At 68.2% G+C, this 16,501-nt stretch carries 13 protein-coding genes and 2 pseudogenes; 3 read left to right on the plus strand and 12 right to left on the minus strand.

Going from position 1 to position 16,501, the window contains the following annotated elements; genetic code table 11:
• Positions 1-47: 47 nt before the first annotated feature.
• The 7 genes and pseudogenes from upp to C8D03_RS02225 all read right to left on the minus strand — a co-directional run bounded on the left by upp (position 48) and on the right by C8D03_RS02225 (position 7,500).
• Complete coding sequence (gene upp, locus C8D03_RS02205; protein WP_108044805.1) at positions 48-689, minus strand: uracil phosphoribosyltransferase; 642 nt, start codon at positions 687-689, stop codon at positions 48-50.
• A 25-nt stretch (positions 690-714) separates the two neighbouring features.
• Positions 715-1,932, minus strand: coding sequence for a URC4/urg3 family protein (locus C8D03_RS02210; protein ID WP_108044806.1), 1,218 nt, complete (start codon positions 1,930-1,932; stop codon positions 715-717).
• A gap of 208 nt (positions 1,933-2,140) precedes the next feature.
• Positions 2,141-3,403 carry a GTP cyclohydrolase II gene (locus C8D03_RS02215; RefSeq protein WP_108051094.1) on the minus strand — a complete coding sequence of 421 codons (1,263 nt, stop codon included), beginning with the start codon at positions 3,401-3,403 and terminating at the stop codon, positions 2,141-2,143.
• 128 nt (positions 3,404-3,531) lie between these two features.
• Positions 3,532-3,693, minus strand: a complete 162-nt coding sequence (locus C8D03_RS26340; protein ID WP_181300606.1) for a Thivi_2564 family membrane protein — start codon at positions 3,691-3,693, stop codon at positions 3,532-3,534.
• A 337-nt stretch (positions 3,694-4,030) separates the two neighbouring features.
• Positions 4,031-4,471: pseudogene (locus C8D03_RS27030) on the minus strand (DALR anticodon-binding domain-containing protein); the annotation flags it as partial.
• A gap of 135 nt (positions 4,472-4,606) precedes the next feature.
• Positions 4,607-6,592 (minus strand): annotated as a pseudogene (locus C8D03_RS02220) (glycine--tRNA ligase subunit beta); the annotation flags it as partial.
• On the minus strand, positions 6,592-7,500 hold the full coding sequence (locus tag C8D03_RS02225; RefSeq protein ID WP_108051096.1) for a glycine--tRNA ligase subunit alpha: 909 nt from the start codon (positions 7,498-7,500) through the stop codon (positions 6,592-6,594). The pseudogene C8D03_RS02220 and the gene C8D03_RS02225, both read right to left, overlap by 1 nt.
• 248 nt (positions 7,501-7,748) lie before the next feature.
• Here C8D03_RS02225 and C8D03_RS26345 point away from each other — a divergent pair, with 248 nt between their 5' ends.
• Both C8D03_RS26345 and C8D03_RS02235 read left to right on the plus strand, forming a co-directional pair.
• Positions 7,749-8,036 carry a hypothetical protein gene (locus tag C8D03_RS26345; RefSeq protein WP_181300608.1) on the plus strand — a complete coding sequence of 96 codons (288 nt, stop codon included), beginning with the start codon at positions 7,749-7,751 and terminating at the stop codon, positions 8,034-8,036.
• A 169-nt stretch (positions 8,037-8,205) separates the two neighbouring features.
• The gene (locus C8D03_RS02235; protein WP_108044809.1) at positions 8,206-8,514 is read left to right on the plus strand and encodes a hypothetical protein; all 309 of its coding nucleotides are present in this window, start codon (positions 8,206-8,208) and stop codon (positions 8,512-8,514) included.
• Here the strand turns inward: C8D03_RS02235 and C8D03_RS02240 are convergent.
• Positions 8,508-9,308: a tRNA1(Val) (adenine(37)-N6)-methyltransferase gene (locus C8D03_RS02240; protein ID WP_108044810.1), complete on the minus strand. Its 801-nt coding sequence runs from the start codon at positions 9,306-9,308 to the stop codon at positions 8,508-8,510. The genes C8D03_RS02235 and C8D03_RS02240 overlap by 7 nt on opposite strands.
• Entirely contained in the window at positions 9,301-9,627 is a 327-nt protein-coding gene (locus tag C8D03_RS02245; RefSeq protein ID WP_465246424.1) for a putative signal transducing protein, read from the minus strand. Before C8D03_RS02245 ends, C8D03_RS02240 begins: the two co-directional genes overlap by 8 nt.
• A gap of 62 nt (positions 9,628-9,689) precedes the next feature.
• Between C8D03_RS02245 and C8D03_RS02250 the strand changes: the two genes are divergently transcribed.
• Entirely contained in the window at positions 9,690-10,718 is a 1,029-nt protein-coding gene (locus tag C8D03_RS02250) for a polyprenyl synthetase family protein (protein ID WP_108051100.1), read from the plus strand.
• Positions 10,719-11,613: 895 nt separating this feature from the next.
• Here C8D03_RS02250 and C8D03_RS02260 read toward each other — a convergent pair.
• The 3 genes from C8D03_RS02260 to C8D03_RS02270 all read right to left on the minus strand — a co-directional run bounded on the left by C8D03_RS02260 (position 11,614) and on the right by C8D03_RS02270 (position 16,480).
• Complete coding sequence (locus C8D03_RS02260) at positions 11,614-12,489, minus strand: 4-(cytidine 5'-diphospho)-2-C-methyl-D-erythritol kinase (RefSeq protein ID WP_108044812.1); 876 nt, start codon at positions 12,487-12,489, stop codon at positions 11,614-11,616.
• A 20-nt stretch (positions 12,490-12,509) separates the two neighbouring features.
• Complete coding sequence (locus C8D03_RS02265; RefSeq protein WP_248308317.1) at positions 12,510-14,246, minus strand: tetratricopeptide repeat protein; 1,737 nt, start codon at positions 14,244-14,246, stop codon at positions 12,510-12,512.
• Between the two features lie 554 nt (positions 14,247-14,800).
• Positions 14,801-16,480, minus strand: a complete 1,680-nt coding sequence (locus C8D03_RS02270; RefSeq protein WP_248308318.1) for an electron transfer flavoprotein-ubiquinone oxidoreductase — start codon at positions 16,478-16,480, stop codon at positions 14,801-14,803.
• Positions 16,481-16,501: the final 21 nt, after the last annotated feature.

A 16,501-nucleotide genomic window follows, 5' to 3' on the forward strand; every position in this document is an offset into this window, starting at 1 on the left:
AGCCTTCGCCGAAAACCGCACAACACTGTTGCGCCGGCGGTCCGGCCTCAACGCGTGCCGAACATGCGGTCGCCGGCATCGCCCAGGCCCGGCACGATATAGCCGTGGTCGTTGAGCCTCTCGTCGATCGCCGCCGTCCAGATGCGGACATCGGGATGGGCGCCGCGAAGGCGCTGGATGCCTTCCGGCGCCGCCAGCAGGCAGACGAAGCGCAGATCCTTCGCGCCGCGCTCCTTCAGCCGGTCGATCGCGGCGACGGCGGAATTGGCGGTCGCCAGCATCGGGTCCATCACCACGATCATGCGATCGGCGACGTCGGAGGGCGCCTTGAAGTAGTACTCGACCGCCTGCAGCGTGTCGGGATCGCGATAGAGGCCGATATGGGCGACACGGGCCGCGGGCACGAGTTCGAGCATGCCGTCGAGGAAGCCGACGCCGGCGCGCAGGATCGGCGCGAACACCATCTTCTTGCCGGCGATGATCGGCTGCATCGACTTCGTCAGCGGCGTCTCGATCTCGACCAGCTCGATCGGCAGGTCGCGCGTCACCTCGTAGCAGAGCAGCATGCCGATCTCGTTGAGGAGCTGGCGGAAGCTCTTGGTCGAGCGGTCCTTCTCGCGCATCAGCGTGAGCTTGTGCTGGACCAGCGGGTGATCGACGACGGTGACCCCGTCCTGGCTCTTCGTCATCTCGTTTGTCTCTCCCGGGTCGAAGCTAGAATACCGTGCCGTCGCTGATGATGGTCAGGGGCGGGCCGCCTCCCTCGCGCTTCTCGGCCGCGATACGCCGGCCCGCCGCCCAGGTGCCGCCCTCCAGCACCTTGGCGAGCGGCAGGTCCTCGCGGCTGCGCCCGAGCCGCTGACGGATCAGGCTGCCGATCTCGTCGAGCAGCGCCACCGTCAACGCCCGCCATTCGACGACGAGCACCGAGCCGACCTCATGGGCGCCGGCGGCATCCGCCTCGTTCTTCAGGGCGATGACGCCCGTGTCGAGGAACAGCCCGCCATTGCGATACTCCGGCAGGCCCGTGAGTTCGTCGATGTCGATGACCGCGATGCCGGCCCATTGCAGCGGCTCGATCAGCGAATAGGTCAGCCATTGCGACAGCTTGTGGAAGGGCACGAGGCCGGCTGTGGTCGCACCCGGCGCGATCAGGGGGTGGCGCCAGGTGTCGCCGAGCGCGACGCCGGCCAGCGTCAGCCGCGACGGCCAGATGCCGCCGAAACAGACGAGAACCTCTCCGAGAAGATGGCTGGCACGCAGCGTCCCGGTCTCGGCGGCGGCGAAGAAGCGGTCGAACAGGTCGCCCGGCCGCGTCATGCCGTGACGTTCCAGCTCCTCGCCCAGCCGGTTGAGCAGGGCGGCGCGGCCGTCGACGGCCAGGAGCGGATTGGCCGGGCCGGCCTGGAAGCCTGCGGCCAGCGTCGCCGGATCGAGCCGCTTCAGCGCGGCGGTGTCGACCCGCAGCGGCTGCGCCGGGTCGCTGGAGAACAGCCCGGCGGCGAACATGTCGAGCGAGGCCAGCGCCAGCCCCTCGGAGCGGCCGACCTGCCGGCCGCTGACCGCGTCGCGATAGGACCAGTCCGGCCCGGCGCCGGCATCGAGCAGAACACTGACGATCGCGAGATCATAGGCGGCACGCCCGCGCTCTTCTGCGTCGCCGAAATGCGCGGCGAGGTCGAGCACGCTCCAGCGGTCGATGCCGGCGACGACGAAATGGCGCCAGCGCGCGTGGAAGGGAATGTCGAGCGTCGGATAGTTCGCCCGGATGGTCTGGAGCACGTAGTCGGCACAGGCCTCCAGCCGTTCGGGATGGACGGTGAAATGCAGCAGCCGGCCCACGAGGCCGAGCTCCAGCATCTCCTGCGCACGGGCGCGGACGGCGGCGGGCTTCAGAAGAAGGCGCAGAGCCTCCGGATCGCGCTCGGGCATCAGAGACCGCACCAGATATTCCCTTCCCGCCACTTGTGGTGGGAAAGGGTTAGGGATGGGGGGCCAGAAAGCCGGAGCTCCGTCCTGAAGCGGCTTGCCGAGCGGCACTGCCCCCCGCCCCAGCCCTCCCCACCGCAGGCGCGGGGAGGGAGAAGCGCGCGGCCAGTCGAAGCCTTGTTGACGCTGGAGAAAAGCATGAGGGCGCCGCTCAAAACTTGTCGAGGTCGCGGCCGACGGTCGCCTTCAGGGCATTGTCGCCCGGCGCGCCATCCGGCGAATAATAGCCCGCCGCCTTCTTGGCCTCGATCTCGACGGAGGCGTCGGGCGGGATCAACTCGGGCGGGATCGCGACACGCTCGCCGATCTCGATGCCGCTCTCGACCATGGCGTCATATTTCATGTTCGACATCGACATCAGCCGGTCGATCCGGGTGACGCCGAGCCAGTGCAGCACATCCGGCATCAGTTGCTGGAAGCGGGCGTCCTGCACGCCGGCGACGCATTCGGTGCGCTCGAAATAGGTCGCGGCACTGTCGCCGCCCTCCTGGCGCTTGCGGGCATTGTAGACGAGGAATTTCGTGACCTCACCCAGCGCCCGGCCCTCCTTGCGGTTATAGACGATCAGGCCGACGCCACCGCCCTGCGCCTCCTTAACCGCCTCCTCGATGCCGTGGACGAGATAGGGCCGGCAAGTGCAGATGTCGGAGCCGAAAACGTCCGAGCCGTTGCATTCGTCATGGACGCGGCAGGCGACGCGCTTCTTCGGATCGGTGATGGCCGAGACCTCGCCGACGACATAGGCCGTGATCGAGCCGATCGGCGGCAGGAAGACGTGCAGGTCCGGCCGCGTCACCAGTTCGGGGTACATGCCGCCGGTCTGCTCGAAGAGCGTGCGACGCAATTCGTTCTCGCTGGTGCCGAAGCGCTCGGCGATGCCGGGCAGGTGCCAGACCGGGTCGATCGCAATCTTGGTGACGCTGACATCGCCGGAGGCGTGCAGGATGTGGCCGTCGGCCGCGAGCCGGTGCGCCGCCATGGCGGCAAGGATCTCGGGCAGGTTGAGCCGCGCCCTGGTGATGGCGATGGTCGGGCGGATGTCGATGCCCTCGCCGATCCACTGGCCGAAATCCTGCGCGACGCGATGGCCGAACGGGTCCATCGAGACGATCTTGCCGGGCTGGAACCATTGCGGCTGCTCGGGGATGTCGACTGTCGGATGGGTGTTGTGCAGGTCCGGGCGCTGGGAGGGGTTCATGGCGCGGGCCGAAATCGCGAGCGCGCGATAGATCGAATAGGAACCACCATGGGCGCCGATGACGTTGCGGTCTGCCGGGGTGGTGGTCGAGGCGATGACCGGCCCGCGCTCGGCGATCGTCCCGGCGCCCCAGCGGATCGGGAAGCGCGTCGCGGCGCTGCCGGGCTCGGGATGCGAGGTCAGCCGGATATGGGTCGTGCGGTTCGGCGCGTTCATCGCGATGTCGCCCTGCAATAGGAAAGGGCCCCGCGACGCGAAACGTCCGGGGCCCTTGGACCTATCGAAGTGTGCATGAGCGCAAGCGCAGCGTCAATTGGGGGCGCTTCGGCGCCCCCCGTCGAACCTCAGAACACCGCGAGATAGCGCAGCAGCGAGATGATGCCGATGACGATGACGATGATCTGGACGACGTTCTTGATCTGCGCATCGAGCGGCAGCATGCGCACGAGATAAAGCACAAGGCCGATGACGAGAACGGTGATCAGCAGCGAAATGAGAATGCCCATTGAAATGAACCTTTGAAATCGGCCGTCAGCCGGCCCCCCGGAGCCGATGCCGCGACGCATTCGCAGCACCCCAATCCGCTGACAGAACGTCGCAGGGCGGGAATAGGTTCCGTTACGCGGCAAAAAGCGGCGCGCTGGAGGGGCGAAACGCGGGGAACCCCTCTCCTGTAAGGAGAGGGGCAGGGGTGAGGTGTCGGCCCCTGGACCGGTGAGGTGGTGAGCTTACAGCGAGGCAGCAGGCCAGTCGGGCCACTGCCAAAGTGTCAAACGGCCGACCCCTCACCCTGCCCTCTCCCTATGGGAGAGGGTTCCCCGCGCGCTTCCCCAGACGCGGGAATTACCCCGCGATCCGCCCGAAATCCGCGACCGCGCGGGTCGCCTCGCGGAGCTGGTTCAGCAGCTTGAGCCGGTTGGCGCGCAGGCCCGGATCAGGATCGTTGACCGTGACCTTGTCGAAGAAGGCATCGACCGCGGGCCGCAGCTCGGCCAGCGCCGACATCGCGCCCTCATAGTCCTCGGCGGCGACAGCGGCCTCGGCCTTCGGCGTCGCCTGCGCGAGCGCGACAGCCAGCGCCTTCTCCTCGATCAGACCGGCCTGCGCGATCAGTTGGAGATCGGCACTGCCTGCAAAGGCGCCCTCGCCGTCCTTCTTCTCCTCGGCCTTGAGGATGTTGGCGGCGCGCTTGTAGCCGGCAAGCAGGCTTTTGCCGTCTTCCGTTTCGAGGAAGCGACCGAGCGCGGCGACGCGGCGGGTAATCAGGAGGAGATCGTCGGAGCCCCTCGACGCGCCCTCTCCCCCCTCGTGGGGGAGAGTTGGAGTGGGGGGGAGCTCCGCTTGGCGAGCGTCGGACCCAGTCGCCCGCCCCCCATCCCTGCCCTTCCCCACGAGGGGGAAGGGTTCTGCCGTCGCGCCCGCCAGCACCGCATCGACCAGATCATGCCGCGCGCCCTGGTCGCGAAGCATGACTTTCAGACGGTCGTGAAAGAAGGAGAGGAGGTCGTTGGCGATTCCATCTGGGTCCCCATAGCTCGAAAAAGCTCTTGCGCTGCGGCTTTCGAGCGGATCAATGCGATCCTCAGTTCGGAGGGCGTCATACATGCCTTGAGCGTGGGAGAGCGCGCTTTTGGCAGACTCAGCGTCCCGGTTTCGCATCCCATCAGCAATAACGATCTGCTGAATAGCCAACGGCTCTAAAAGCGGCAGCCTCACCCCATTCTCAACCACCAACCGAATAGCCCCCAACGCCGCCCGCCTCAGCGCATAGGGGTCCTTGCTCCCGGTGGGCTTCTCGTCGATGGCCCAGAAGCCGACCAGCGTGTCGAGCTTGTCGGCGAGCGCGACCGCCACCGAAACTGGATCGGCCGGGACACGGTCGGAGGGGCCGAGCGGCTTGTAGTGTTCCTCGATGGCGGCGGCGACGCTGGCGTCTTCGCCCTGCAACTCCGCGTATTTCCGGCCCATCAGCCCCTGAAGCTCGGGGAATTCGCCGACCATTTCGGTCGGCAGGTCAGCCTTGGCGAGCTTGGCGGCGCGCCCGGCCAGATCCGGATCGGCGCCGACGATGGGGGCCAGTTCGCGCGCCAGCGCCGCGATGCGCTGGACACGCTCGCCCTGCGTGCCGAGCTTGGCATGGAAGATCACCCCGAGCTTGTCGAGCTTGGCCATGCGCTGGTCGAGCGCCTTCGACAGGTCGAGTCCGAGCTTTTCGGCGCTGTCCTTCAGCGTGTCGAGATCGGGCAGATTGCCCTTGTCGGTCGCGAAGAAATAGGCGGCATCCGAGAGGCGGGCGCGCACGACGCGGCCATTGCCGGCAGTGATCGCCGCGCCGCCATCGCTGGCGATCAGGTTCGAGACGAGGACGAATTTGTTGGCGAGCCCCGACCTGCCCTCTCCCCCCTCGTGGGGGAGAGTTGGAGAGGAGGGGCGTGCCGCCTGGTGAGCGTCGGACCCGGTCTCCCGCCCCCCATCCCTGCCCTTCCCCGCAAGGGGGAAGGGTTCCGCCGCGGCGCCCGGCGACTGCCGCAGCACGAAGCATTTCTGGTTCGCCCGGATGGTGGCGCGGATCGCCTCAGCCGGAATGTCGAGAAAGCGCTCCTCGAAGGAGCCCATCAGCACGACCGGCCATTCGACGACGCCTGCGACCTCCTCCAGCAGCCCCTCGTCCTCGACGAGATCGAGCCCCTGCGCGAAGGCCAGCGTCCTGGCATCGGCGAGGATGATCTCCTTGCGCCGGTCGGCATCGAGCACGACCTTCGCCTTCTCCAGCGAGGCGACGTAATCCTCGAAGCGCCGGACCGTGATGGGCTGAGGCGCATGGAAGCGGTGGCCATAGGTGACATTGCCGGAGACGATGCCGTCGACCTCGAAGGGCACGATCTCGGTGTCCTCGGTCTCGGCGCCGAAGGTGCACAGGATCGCATGCAGCGGGCGGACCCAGCGCAGGCTGGCACCCGCAGCCGAGGCCTTGCCCCAGCGCATCGATTTCGGCCAGGGGAAGGCACGGATCACGGCCGGGACGATCTCGGCGATGGCCGCGACCGTTTCCTGGCCGGGCTTCTCGATGATGGCGACGTACGAGTCGCCCTTCTTGGGATCGCTGACGATGGTCGCCTGGTCGAGCGAGGCCAAACCCGCCGCCTTGAGGAAGCCCTGCACCGCGGCCTCGGGCGCGCCGACGCGCGGGCCCTTGCGCTCCTCGCGGATGTCGCGGCCGCGCACGGGCAGGCCGGCGATATGCAGCGTGAGCCGGCGCGGCGTGGCGAAGGCTTTCGCGCCCTCATAGACCAGCCCGCGCTCGACCAGCGCATCGGTGACGAGCTTGCGCAGATCGTCGGCCGCCTTGCGCTGCATGCGGGCGGGGATCTCTTCGGAGAAGAGTTCGAGGAGAAGATCGGGCATCAGTTGGCTCCCCCGCCCGCCGTCTTCAGCCAGGCGGCGCCGCAGGCCTTGGCGAGTTCGCGGACGCGCAGGATGTAGCTCTGGCGCTCGGTGACCGAAATCACACCGCGCGCATCGAGCAGGTTGAACATGTGGCTGGCCTTGATGCACTGGTCATAGGCCGGCAGGGCCAGCGCGTGGCGGGCGTCATCGGCGCCCTCGCCGGCCGCCAGCAGCGCCTTGCACTCGGCCTCGGCATCCGAAAAGTGGCGGAACAGCATCTCGGTGTTGGCGTGCTCGAAATTGTGCCGCGAGAACTCCTGCTCGGCCTGCAGGAAGACGTCGCCATAGGAGATGCGGTCCTCGCCCTCGCCGCCGTTGAAGTTGAGGTCGTAGACGTTCTCGACGCCCTGGACATACATCGCCAGGCGCTCGAGGCCATAGGTCAGCTCGCCCGCCACCGGGGCGCATTCGACACCGGCGACCTGCTGGAAATAGGTGAACTGGCTGACCTCCATGCCATCGCACCAGCACTCCCAGCCCAGCCCCCAGGCGCCCAGCGTCGGGCTTTCCCAGTCGTCCTCGACGAAGCGGACATCGTGCAAGGCAAGGTCGACGCCGATGGCGCGCAGCGAGTCGAGATAGAGCTGCTGCAGATCCGGCGGCGACGGCTTCAGGATGACCTGGAACTGGTAATAGTGCTGCAGACGGTTGGGGTTCTCGCCATAGCGGCCGTCCTTGGGGCGGCGCGAGGGCTGGACATAGGCCGCCTTCCAGGGCTTCGGCCCGAGCGCGCGCAGCGTCGTCGCCGGGTGGAAGGTGCCGGCGCCGACCTCCATGTCATAGGGCTGGAGCACGACGCAGCCGCGCTCGGCCCAGAAGCGCTGCAGGGTCAGCAGAAGCCCCTGGAAGGAGCGGGTCGGGTCCATCGCGGGCGAGGCCGCGGCGGCGGAATGCGAGGCGAGGACGGACAAGATGTCGAAGCCTTCCAAATGACGGGAATGGCCGCGTGCTTAGGGTCTGGCGAGGGCTCTGGTCAAGCGCGGGCCCGAATCCGGGCCGGACAGGTTCTGTTCATCCTTGGGGCGATAACGTCCCACCAACCGCACGATCCGCGGCGTTCGGGGCGAGCGCTTGAGCCGGATCGGCGGTCTTTGAAGTCGAGTAGGAGACCACCATGCTGTCATCCCGCATCGCCGCCGCGACCTTCGGCGCGCTGGCCCTGGCCGCCTCGGCCTTCGCTGCCGCGCCCGCGACGGCCGCCCCCGTTTCGGCCGGCACATTCCAGACCGCACCCGCCGAGGGCGATCTCGTCCAGCAGGCACAGTATTACGGCCCGCGCCGCTATTATGGCCGGCCGCGCTATTACGGCCGCCCGGCCTATCGTCCGCGCTGCTTCGTCACCCAGCGCCGTGTCTGGACCGGCTATGGCTGGGTCGTCCGCCCGGTGCGTGTCTGCCGCTGAGGCCAGCCAGCGCACCAGGATGGAGCCGCCGAGATACGGCCGCAATGTGAAGACAGGCTGGACGGCGCGGCATCGTGCCGTTCAGCTCCGGAGGCCCCGGCCTCCACTCAGGACGGCGGTTGACCGCACAGCGGATGCTGGCGGCGCCCAATCGAGGAGGATCACAGCCATGTTCCGCAAGACGCTTCTCGCCATCGCGACCACGGCGACCCTGGGCGGTCTTTCGCTGGCCGCAGCACCGGCCAGCGCGGCGCCTGTCGCCGCCAGCCAGGCCTTTCAGGCCGAGACCGGCCTGCTGCAGCAGGCGCAGTACTATTATGGCCCGCCGCGCCGCTATTACGGGCCGCGGCGCTACTATGGCCCGCCGCGCTATTACGGCCCGCGCCGCTATTATGGGCCGCCGCGCTTCTACGGCCCGCCGCCGCCGGTGTTCGTGCCGCCGATCGTGCCGTTCTACGGGCCGCGCTACTATTACTGATCGCGCGGCGGCGATGGCGGCGCGGTCTCGACCGCCATCGAAAGCGCCGCCTGGCCGCGATGCAGCGCCTCGCTCTCCGGCGTAAAGCCGCCATCGGGATGGTTGAGAACGAAAGCCGGCAGCAGCGCTGCCGGCTTTCTGCTGTTCAGCACGGCGGTCACGATGATCCGGATCGCCGGACGGTCGGCCAGCGCATGGACCGGCCGGATGGCAACATCGCCGAAGCCGGTGGCGAGAGCGCCCAGCATCTCCGCCAGTGCCTCGGCGCGGTGGATCAGCACGATCCGGCCGCCCGGCCGCAGCAGCCGGCGCGCCGCCCTGAACCAGGGATCGAGCGTGCCCTCAGCGACATGGGCCGCGCGCCGGTTCGGCACGGGCGAGGCCTTCGTCTCGCGCGGCGGATAGAAAGGCGGGTTCATCGCGACGCAGGCGAAGCTCGCCGCCGGCAAGCCGAGCGCCGCCGCAGGGCCAGCAATGTCCCCCGTCACGACCGAGACACGCTCCGCCAGACGGTTGAGCGCGGCATTGCCCGCTGCCAGCGCCGCGAGTTCGGGATCGCGCTCCAGCAGCACGACGCGCAGATCCGGCCGGGTCAGCGCGCAGGCGAGCCCGATCGTCCCGACGCCGGCGCCGATATCGAGCAGCGGGCCCGTGCCAAGATCCGGTACCGCGGCGGCGAGCAGGATCGCGTCGCTGCCGGCACGGTGGCCGCGCCGCGGCTGCCGCAGGACGAGCCGGCCATCGAGCAGCCGGTCCTCGACGACCTCGCCGAGGCCTGAAGACGCCTCAGCCATCGCGCAGCTCGCCGCCGAAGCCGGCCTCGATCAGCAGGGCGCGGGCGCGCATGCGGTCGACCTCGCGCACGAGCAGGCGGCGCGGGAAGACACCGATCATGCCTTCGAGCGCGCTGATGTGCTGGTCGGCGATCAGGCAATCGAGATTCGCCGAGGCCAGCAACGCCTCGATGGCGCCGAGCAGGACGATGTCATTGGTGCGGACGAGTTCGTGCATCGCGCGATGGAGCCCGTCCGGGCGCCGGCGCGCAAGCCCCCCGTCGTCATCCTTCGATGGGGCTGCGGCGTCATTGCCGATTTGCGGGGGCTGGTCACGCATGCGACGGTTGTGGCAAGGCTTCACGGCGCCGCAAGCTGCGCAAGCCGCCGGAGTGGATGGATATGGGCGTCGTCGTCGCGTTCGAAGACAAGGAAGCCGGCCAAGGCGTCAGCACGGCCCGAATCGAGACGCTGGTCGATCTGGTGCGCGCCGACATGGAACGCGTCAACGCGATGATCCTGTCGCGCACCGGCTCCGATGTGACGATGATTCCCGAAGTCGCGAACCATCTGATCTCTTCGGGCGGCAAGCGGCTGCGGCCGATGCTGACGCTGGCGACGGCGGAACTCTGCGGCTATCGCGGCGAAGGCCATGTCAAGCTCGCGGCCTCGGTCGAGTTCATGCACACCGCGACGCTGCTGCATGACGATGTCGTCGACCAGAGCGACATGCGCCGGGGCAAGCTCGCGGCGCGGATGCTCTGGGGCAACGAGGCGAGCGTGCTGGTCGGCGATTTCCTGCTCGGCCAGGCCTTCAAGATGATGGTCGAGGTCGGCTCGCTGCGCGCGCTCGACATTCTCTCCACCGCGGCGGCCGTGATCGCCGAGGGCGAGGTGCTGCAGCTCTCCGTCGCCAAGAACACGCAGACGACCGAGGACGAGTATCTCGCCGTGATTCGCGGCAAGACGGCGGAGCTGTTCGCGGCCGCCTGCGAGGTCGGCCCGGTGATCGCCAACGGCTCCAAGGCCGATGCCGCCGCCTGCCGCAGCTACGGGCTCAATCTCGGCATCGCCTTCCAGCTCATCGACGATGCGCTGGACTATGGCGGCGTCGCGACCAAGCTCGGCAAGAACACCGGCGACGATTTCCGCGAGGGCAAGATCACCCTGCCGGTCGTGCTCTCCTTCCGGCGCGGCAGCGATACCGAGCGCGCCTTCTGGAAGCGCACCTTGCAGGATGGCGACATCGGCGACGGCGACATCGAGGAAGCGCAGGCGATCATGAAGCGCCACCGGGCGCTGGACGACACGATCGAGCGCGCCGAGCACTACGCCAAGATGGCCAAGGACGCGCTCGGCCTGTTCCCGGCCTCCGCGATGAAACAGGCGCTGAACGAGACGGTCGATTTCTGCGTCGCACGGGCGCATTGAGCGGGCGGCGGCTCGTGCCACGCTGGGGCGGCAGGCCTCGCGCCAGAAGCCCCGTCCGGCCTTAGGCCGCGGGGTTTTCGGTGGGCGATCCCACAGGGGATGCGCGGAGCCGGGCGACGCGGCTCTTGCCGCGTGCCGATGTCGAGGGTCGGTGTCGAAGTGTCGATGCGACGCCTGCTGGGCGCCGCCCGGCTCCGCGCGCGGGTGTCTTTGGCCCGGCGCCGCTCCCCATCCTCGCCTAGGGGATGGAGGACCCTCGCCGTCTCCACGAGATCCGGCCTGCGACAGCCGCCCCTCGCGAAACCCGCTCCTGCACCCGGCCGCACGACGCCTCGCGACAGCCCCCTTGGTCGGGCACAGCACGGAGAGAATAGGCATGGGGTGGACAGGCGGGGATCGGGCGGCGCGACTATCCCCGCAGGAATGACGCGGCAGCGTCGGGCAGGCCTCGCCATACCGCGCGGTCAGTGCCGGAGTCTTGGAGACAGGCCATGCCTGTCCCCAAGGACAATGGATTATGTCGGATGGCCGGCGCATTCATGTCCTGAGTCGCCGTATCGATCTTGAGACAGACATCGCTTCGAACGTGGTGCCTGGCATCGGGGCGACGCAGGGGATGATCGTCGCAACGACACAATGGAGGTCTTCGCCGATGAGGATCATCGCTCTCGCTGTCCTGGCCCTCATGGGCCTGGCCGGGTGCGTCACGCCCGAAGCAGGACCTCCATCGGGTGGCGGCCCTCGCTACATGCAGGAGGATAACTGGCGCCCGACGCGGCAGACCGACCTTTTCGGAAACGGCCTGCGGCCCTAGATCGATGCGCGTCCAATCGGAGGCGAGGTCTCGATCCACCGCTCCCTGTTCCAGCATCGGGGCTTGCCAGGCCATGCCCCCTCACCGCAGCAGTGTCGCCTTCACCCACCAGCCCGGCTGAAGACGCGCCAGCGCCCTGCCCGCTGCGGCGCTTGCCCGGCAATCGTCGAAGATCGCGAAGCAGGTGGCGCCCGAGCCCGACATGCGGGCGAGACGGCAGCCGGGGAGAGCACAAAGCGCCGCCAGCACCGTGCCGACAACCGGCGCGACCTCGCGGGCCGGGGCTTCGAGGTCGTTGCCGCTCTCGGCCAGCGCCGCAATCAGGCCAGCGGTGGTCTCGGACGGGGCCAAGGCCGGGGAGCCGGCTCCTGGGGCCGCCTGCCCTGCCTGCAAGCCGAGCGCCGTGAAGACGGCCGCCGTCTCCACCGGCACGCCCGGATTGACCAGCAGCGCGAAGAGCGGCGGCAGCGTCAGGGGCGGCCCGAGGCGTTCGCCGATGCCGGCCATGATGCGGGTACGCGAATCGAGGCAGACGGGGACGTCGGCACCGATTTGCGCCGCCGAGCGATAAAGGCGCGGATCGTCCGGGGGCAAGCCGTTCAACCGCGCCAGCAGGCGCAAGGCGGCGGCAGCATCCGCCGAGCCCCCGCCGATGCCCGACGCAACCGGCAGGCGCTTGATGAGATGGAAGCGGCCGGAACGAAGCCCCGCGACCTCGGCTGCGAGCGTGCGGGCCGCGCGCAGGATCAGGTTGGCGTCGTCGACCGGCAGGCCTGCGCCCTGCGGGCCGCCGATCGTCAGGGCGAGATCGGGGCCGGGCTGCAGCGAAAGCGCATCGCCGATGCCGGCGAAAGCGACGAGGCTTTCGAGCTCGTGATAGCCGTCGGTGCGGCGGCCGTGCACGCGCAGCGTCAGGTTGACCTTGGCGCGGGCGCGGGTCGTCAGCGGTGCGGACACGCCAGGACCGGCGGCAGCGTTCAGCCGCCGTCCTTCTTCGGCTCGGTCTCGTCCTTCGGCTCGACCGCATTGGCGGACGGACCGTCCTCCATCCCGCGCTCGATCTTGCGCTTGATCTTGACCAGGTCCTCGGGTTCGGGGCTGAGGTCGCGGGCATGGTTCCACTGGAAACCCGCCTCGAGCTTGCGGCCGGTCTTCCAGTAGACATCGCCGAGATGGTCGTTGATCACCGGGTCCGAGGGGCGCAATTCCATGGCGCGCTCGAGCTCGCGCGCTGCCTCGTCATAGCGGCCGAGACGGTAATAGGCCCAGCCGAGCGAATCGGTGATGTAGCCGTCGCGCGGGCGCAACTCGACGGCGCGACGCAGCATGTCGAGCGCCTCGTCGAGCTTGAGGTGCTGGTCGACCAGCGAATAGCCGAGATAGTTCAGCACCAGCGCGCGCTCGCGGCCGAGTGGCTGGGGCAGGAGTTCGAGCGCCTTGCGCAGATCGGCCTCGGCCTCGGGCCAGCGCTTGATGCGCTCGCGGGCGATGCCACGGAAATAGAACAGATCCCAGTTGGCGCGGCCGGGCGAGGCGATCTTGGCGATGGCCTTGTCGTAGGTGTCGGCGGCCTCCTGGAAGAGCTTGCGCGAACGGTAGATGTTTCCCAGCGCAGACAGCGCGTCGATATCGTCCGGCCGCTCGGCGATCAGCGCGTTGAGGTGCTTCACCGCCTCCTCGGACTTGCCGAGATTCTCCAGCGCGAGCCCGGCCTGGATCTCGGCATTGGGACGCAGCGGCGAGGTCGTCGGCATCTTCTCATAGACCGCGACGGCGTCCTCGGGCTGGCGCGCGCGCTCCAGGATGTCGCCCAGCGTCAGGATGGCGAGGTCGTGATTCGGGTCGAGATAGATGGCGAGCCGCAGATAGAGCAGCGCAGCCGCCTCATCGCCCTGGCGGTTGCCGGCGCTGGCAAGCCCGTAGAGCACTTCGGCCGCGCCCTGCTGGGCGTTGCCGACCTGCCGGGGCGGAGCCTCCTTCGCGGCAATCCTGGCCAGGCCGTCACGGACGATCGGGTGATTCGGCAGCAGGCGGTCGAATTCGCCATAGGTCGCGGCGGCGGCCTCGAAATCGCCATTGCGCGCCTGCATGCGGGCCCAGAGATCGACCAGGCGGAGCGTCGTCTTCTCCGAATCATAAGCGCTCTTCAGGCGCTTCTCGGCATCGGCCTTGCGGCCGGCGGCATCGAGAATCAGGCCCGCATGATAGTCGCGGAAGAGATTGTAGGAGGTCTCGCCCTTCAGCCGCTCGAGCGTCTCGATCGCGCGCGTCGACTGGCCGGAACCGAGATAGGACCAGGCCGAGAGCAGCGTCGCGGTGATGTCGGCGGCACGGCCGCGGCCGCCGCGCTGGAGATGGTTGCGGGCGGTCTGGTAGCTCTTCTGCTTCAGCGCCCGGATGCCGACGGCGAGCTGGGCCAGGCCGTTGCTCGGATCGCGCTGGATCAGCTTGTCAGCGGCGCGGAAGGCGTCCTGCATCGCACCATCGGCCAGGAAGGCGACGAAAGCGCGCTCCAGAAGGTCGTTGTTCTGCGGATCGCCCTTGATCGCCTCGCGCAGATAGACCGAGGCCGCGCCGAGGTCGCGGCCCGCCCCGGCCACGATCGCGGCGAGATAATTGCCCTCGAGGCTTTCGGCGGTTTCCGGCGGTTCGCTGCTGCGGGGAGTCGCGCCCTGCGCCGCCGCACCGACCGGCAAGGCCAGGAGCAACGCCAAGGCAGCCGCCGTGATGTGACCACGGCTTTTCATTCCAAATACCACGGCTGCCATTCTCCCTCGGTCCGCCCCTCACCAGCGCGGGGGACGTGGTCTTTGAGCGGGACCGTGACCGTTGCGCGTAGAGGTGCAAGATGGCGGTTTCCAGGCGGGCCGGCAAGCCATCCGCCGGCCGAATGGCGCTTTCGTAGCGCCGATGTCACAGTGCCGTGAAACCGCGCTGCGCCGCAACGTCGGCAAGCATTCGTTATCGATGCATCAGGGATTCGAGCGCTACTCTGCTTGCGTTGCGCCACCGTCACCACGATTCGAATAGGATTGTTCCAATGAAGAAGCTCGTTCTCAGCGTTGCCGCCGTCGCTCTGCTTGCCGGTTTCGCTGCCGGCTGCGCCCAGCCCGAGAAGCCGGCCCCGGCCGTGATCCGCAAGGGCTGATCAGGCCTCCCGGCCGATCCTTCCAGGCGACCAAGAAAAAGGGCGTGCCATCTGCGGCACGCCCTTTTTTCGTCGGCCTTGCGGCTCAGTCGCACGAATCGGCCGCGATGATCGGCCGCATCACATATTCCCATAGCCCGGCCCGCCGCCGCCCTCGGGCACCGTCCAGGTGATGTTCTGGGCCGGGTCCTTGATGTCGCAGGTCTTGCAGTGGACGCAGTTCTGCGCGTTGATCACGAAGCGCGGCTCGGTCTTCGCCTCGGCATCCGCGTAGACCACCTCATAGACGCCGGCCGGGCAGTAGAGCCGCGCCGGCTCGCCATAGAGCGGCAGGTTCTTGCCGATCGGGATCGACGGGTCGGTCAACTTCAGATGCGCCGGCTGGTCCTCCTCGTGATTGGTCGAGGAGAGGAAGACCGAGGACAGCTTGTCGAACGAGATCTTGCCGTCCGGCTTCGGATAGACGATCGGCTTGACCTCGCTGAGCGGCTTCAGCGTCGCATGATCCGGCTTGCCGTGCTTCAGCGTGCCGAAGGGCGACCAGCCGAAGAGCTGGTTCAGCCACATGTCGATGCCGCCGAGCCCGATGCCGAGCAGGGTGCCGTATTTCGACCAGAGCGGCTTGACGTTGCGCACCGGCTTGAGATCCGCGCCGATGGCGCTCTCGCGCCAGCTCGTCTCGATCTCGACGACCTCGTCATGCGAGCGCCCGCCGGCCAGCGCCGGAACCAGCTTCTCGGCCGCCATCATGCCGGAGAGGACGGCGTTGTGGCTGCCCTTGATGCGCGGCACGTTGACGAAGCCCGCCGCGCAGCCGATCAGTGCGCCGCCCGGGAAGGTCAGCTTCGGTACGGACTGCCAGCCACCCTCGGTGATGGCACGCGAGCCGTAGGAAAGCCGCTTGGCGCCCTCGAACAGGTCGCGGATCAGCGGATGCGTCTTGAAGCGCTGGAACTCGTCGAAGGGCGAGAGCGTCGGGTTGGTATAATTGAGATGGACGACGAAGCCGACCGTGACCAGGTTGTCGTCGAAATGGTAGAGGAAGGAGCCGCCGCCGGTGCCGTTGTCGAGCGGCCAACCGAAGGAGTGCTGCACGCGCCCCTTGTGGAACTTCTCCGGCTTGACCTGCCAGACCTCTTTCAGGCCGATGCCGTATTTCTGCGGCTCGCGGCCGGCGTCGAGGCCGAACTTGCGGATCGCGATCTTCGAGAGCGAGCCGCGCGCACCCTCGCCCAGCAGGGTGTAGCGGCCACGCAATTCCATGCCGCGGGTGAAGCGCTCCGAGACCGTGCCGTCCTTGGCGATGCCCATGTCGCCGGTGGCGATGCCAGCGACCGAGCCGTCCTCATTGTAGAGCAGTTCGGCGGCAGCGAAGCCCGGATAGATCTCGACGCCGAGCGCCTCCGCCCGGGCGGCGAGATACTTCGTCACCAGGCCGAGCGAGCCGACGAAATTGCCGTGATTGTTCATCAGCTTCGGCATGCCGAAATTCGGCAGGCGGATGCCGTTGGGCTCGGTCAGGAAGTAGAAGATGTCCTCGCTGACCTCGGTCGTCAGCGGGCAGGCCTCGTCTTCGCGCCAGCCCGGCAGCAGCGCATCGAGGCCGACGGGGTCGATCACAGCGCCCGACAGGATATGGGCGCCGACCTCGGCACCCTTCTCGACGACGACGACCGAGACGGCTTCGTCGAGCTGCTTCAGGCGGATCGCCGCCGACAGCCCGGCGGGGCCGGCACCGACGATGACGACGTCATAGTCCATGCTTTCGCGCGGTTCGGCCTGTGCCTGTTCGAGATCCATCCTGCCCTCCGAAGGCCCTCG

Origin of the sequence: Bosea sp. 124 (assembly GCF_003046175.1) — a bacterium.
In the GTDB taxonomy this organism is placed as follows: Bacteria; Pseudomonadota; Alphaproteobacteria; order Rhizobiales; family Beijerinckiaceae; genus Allobosea.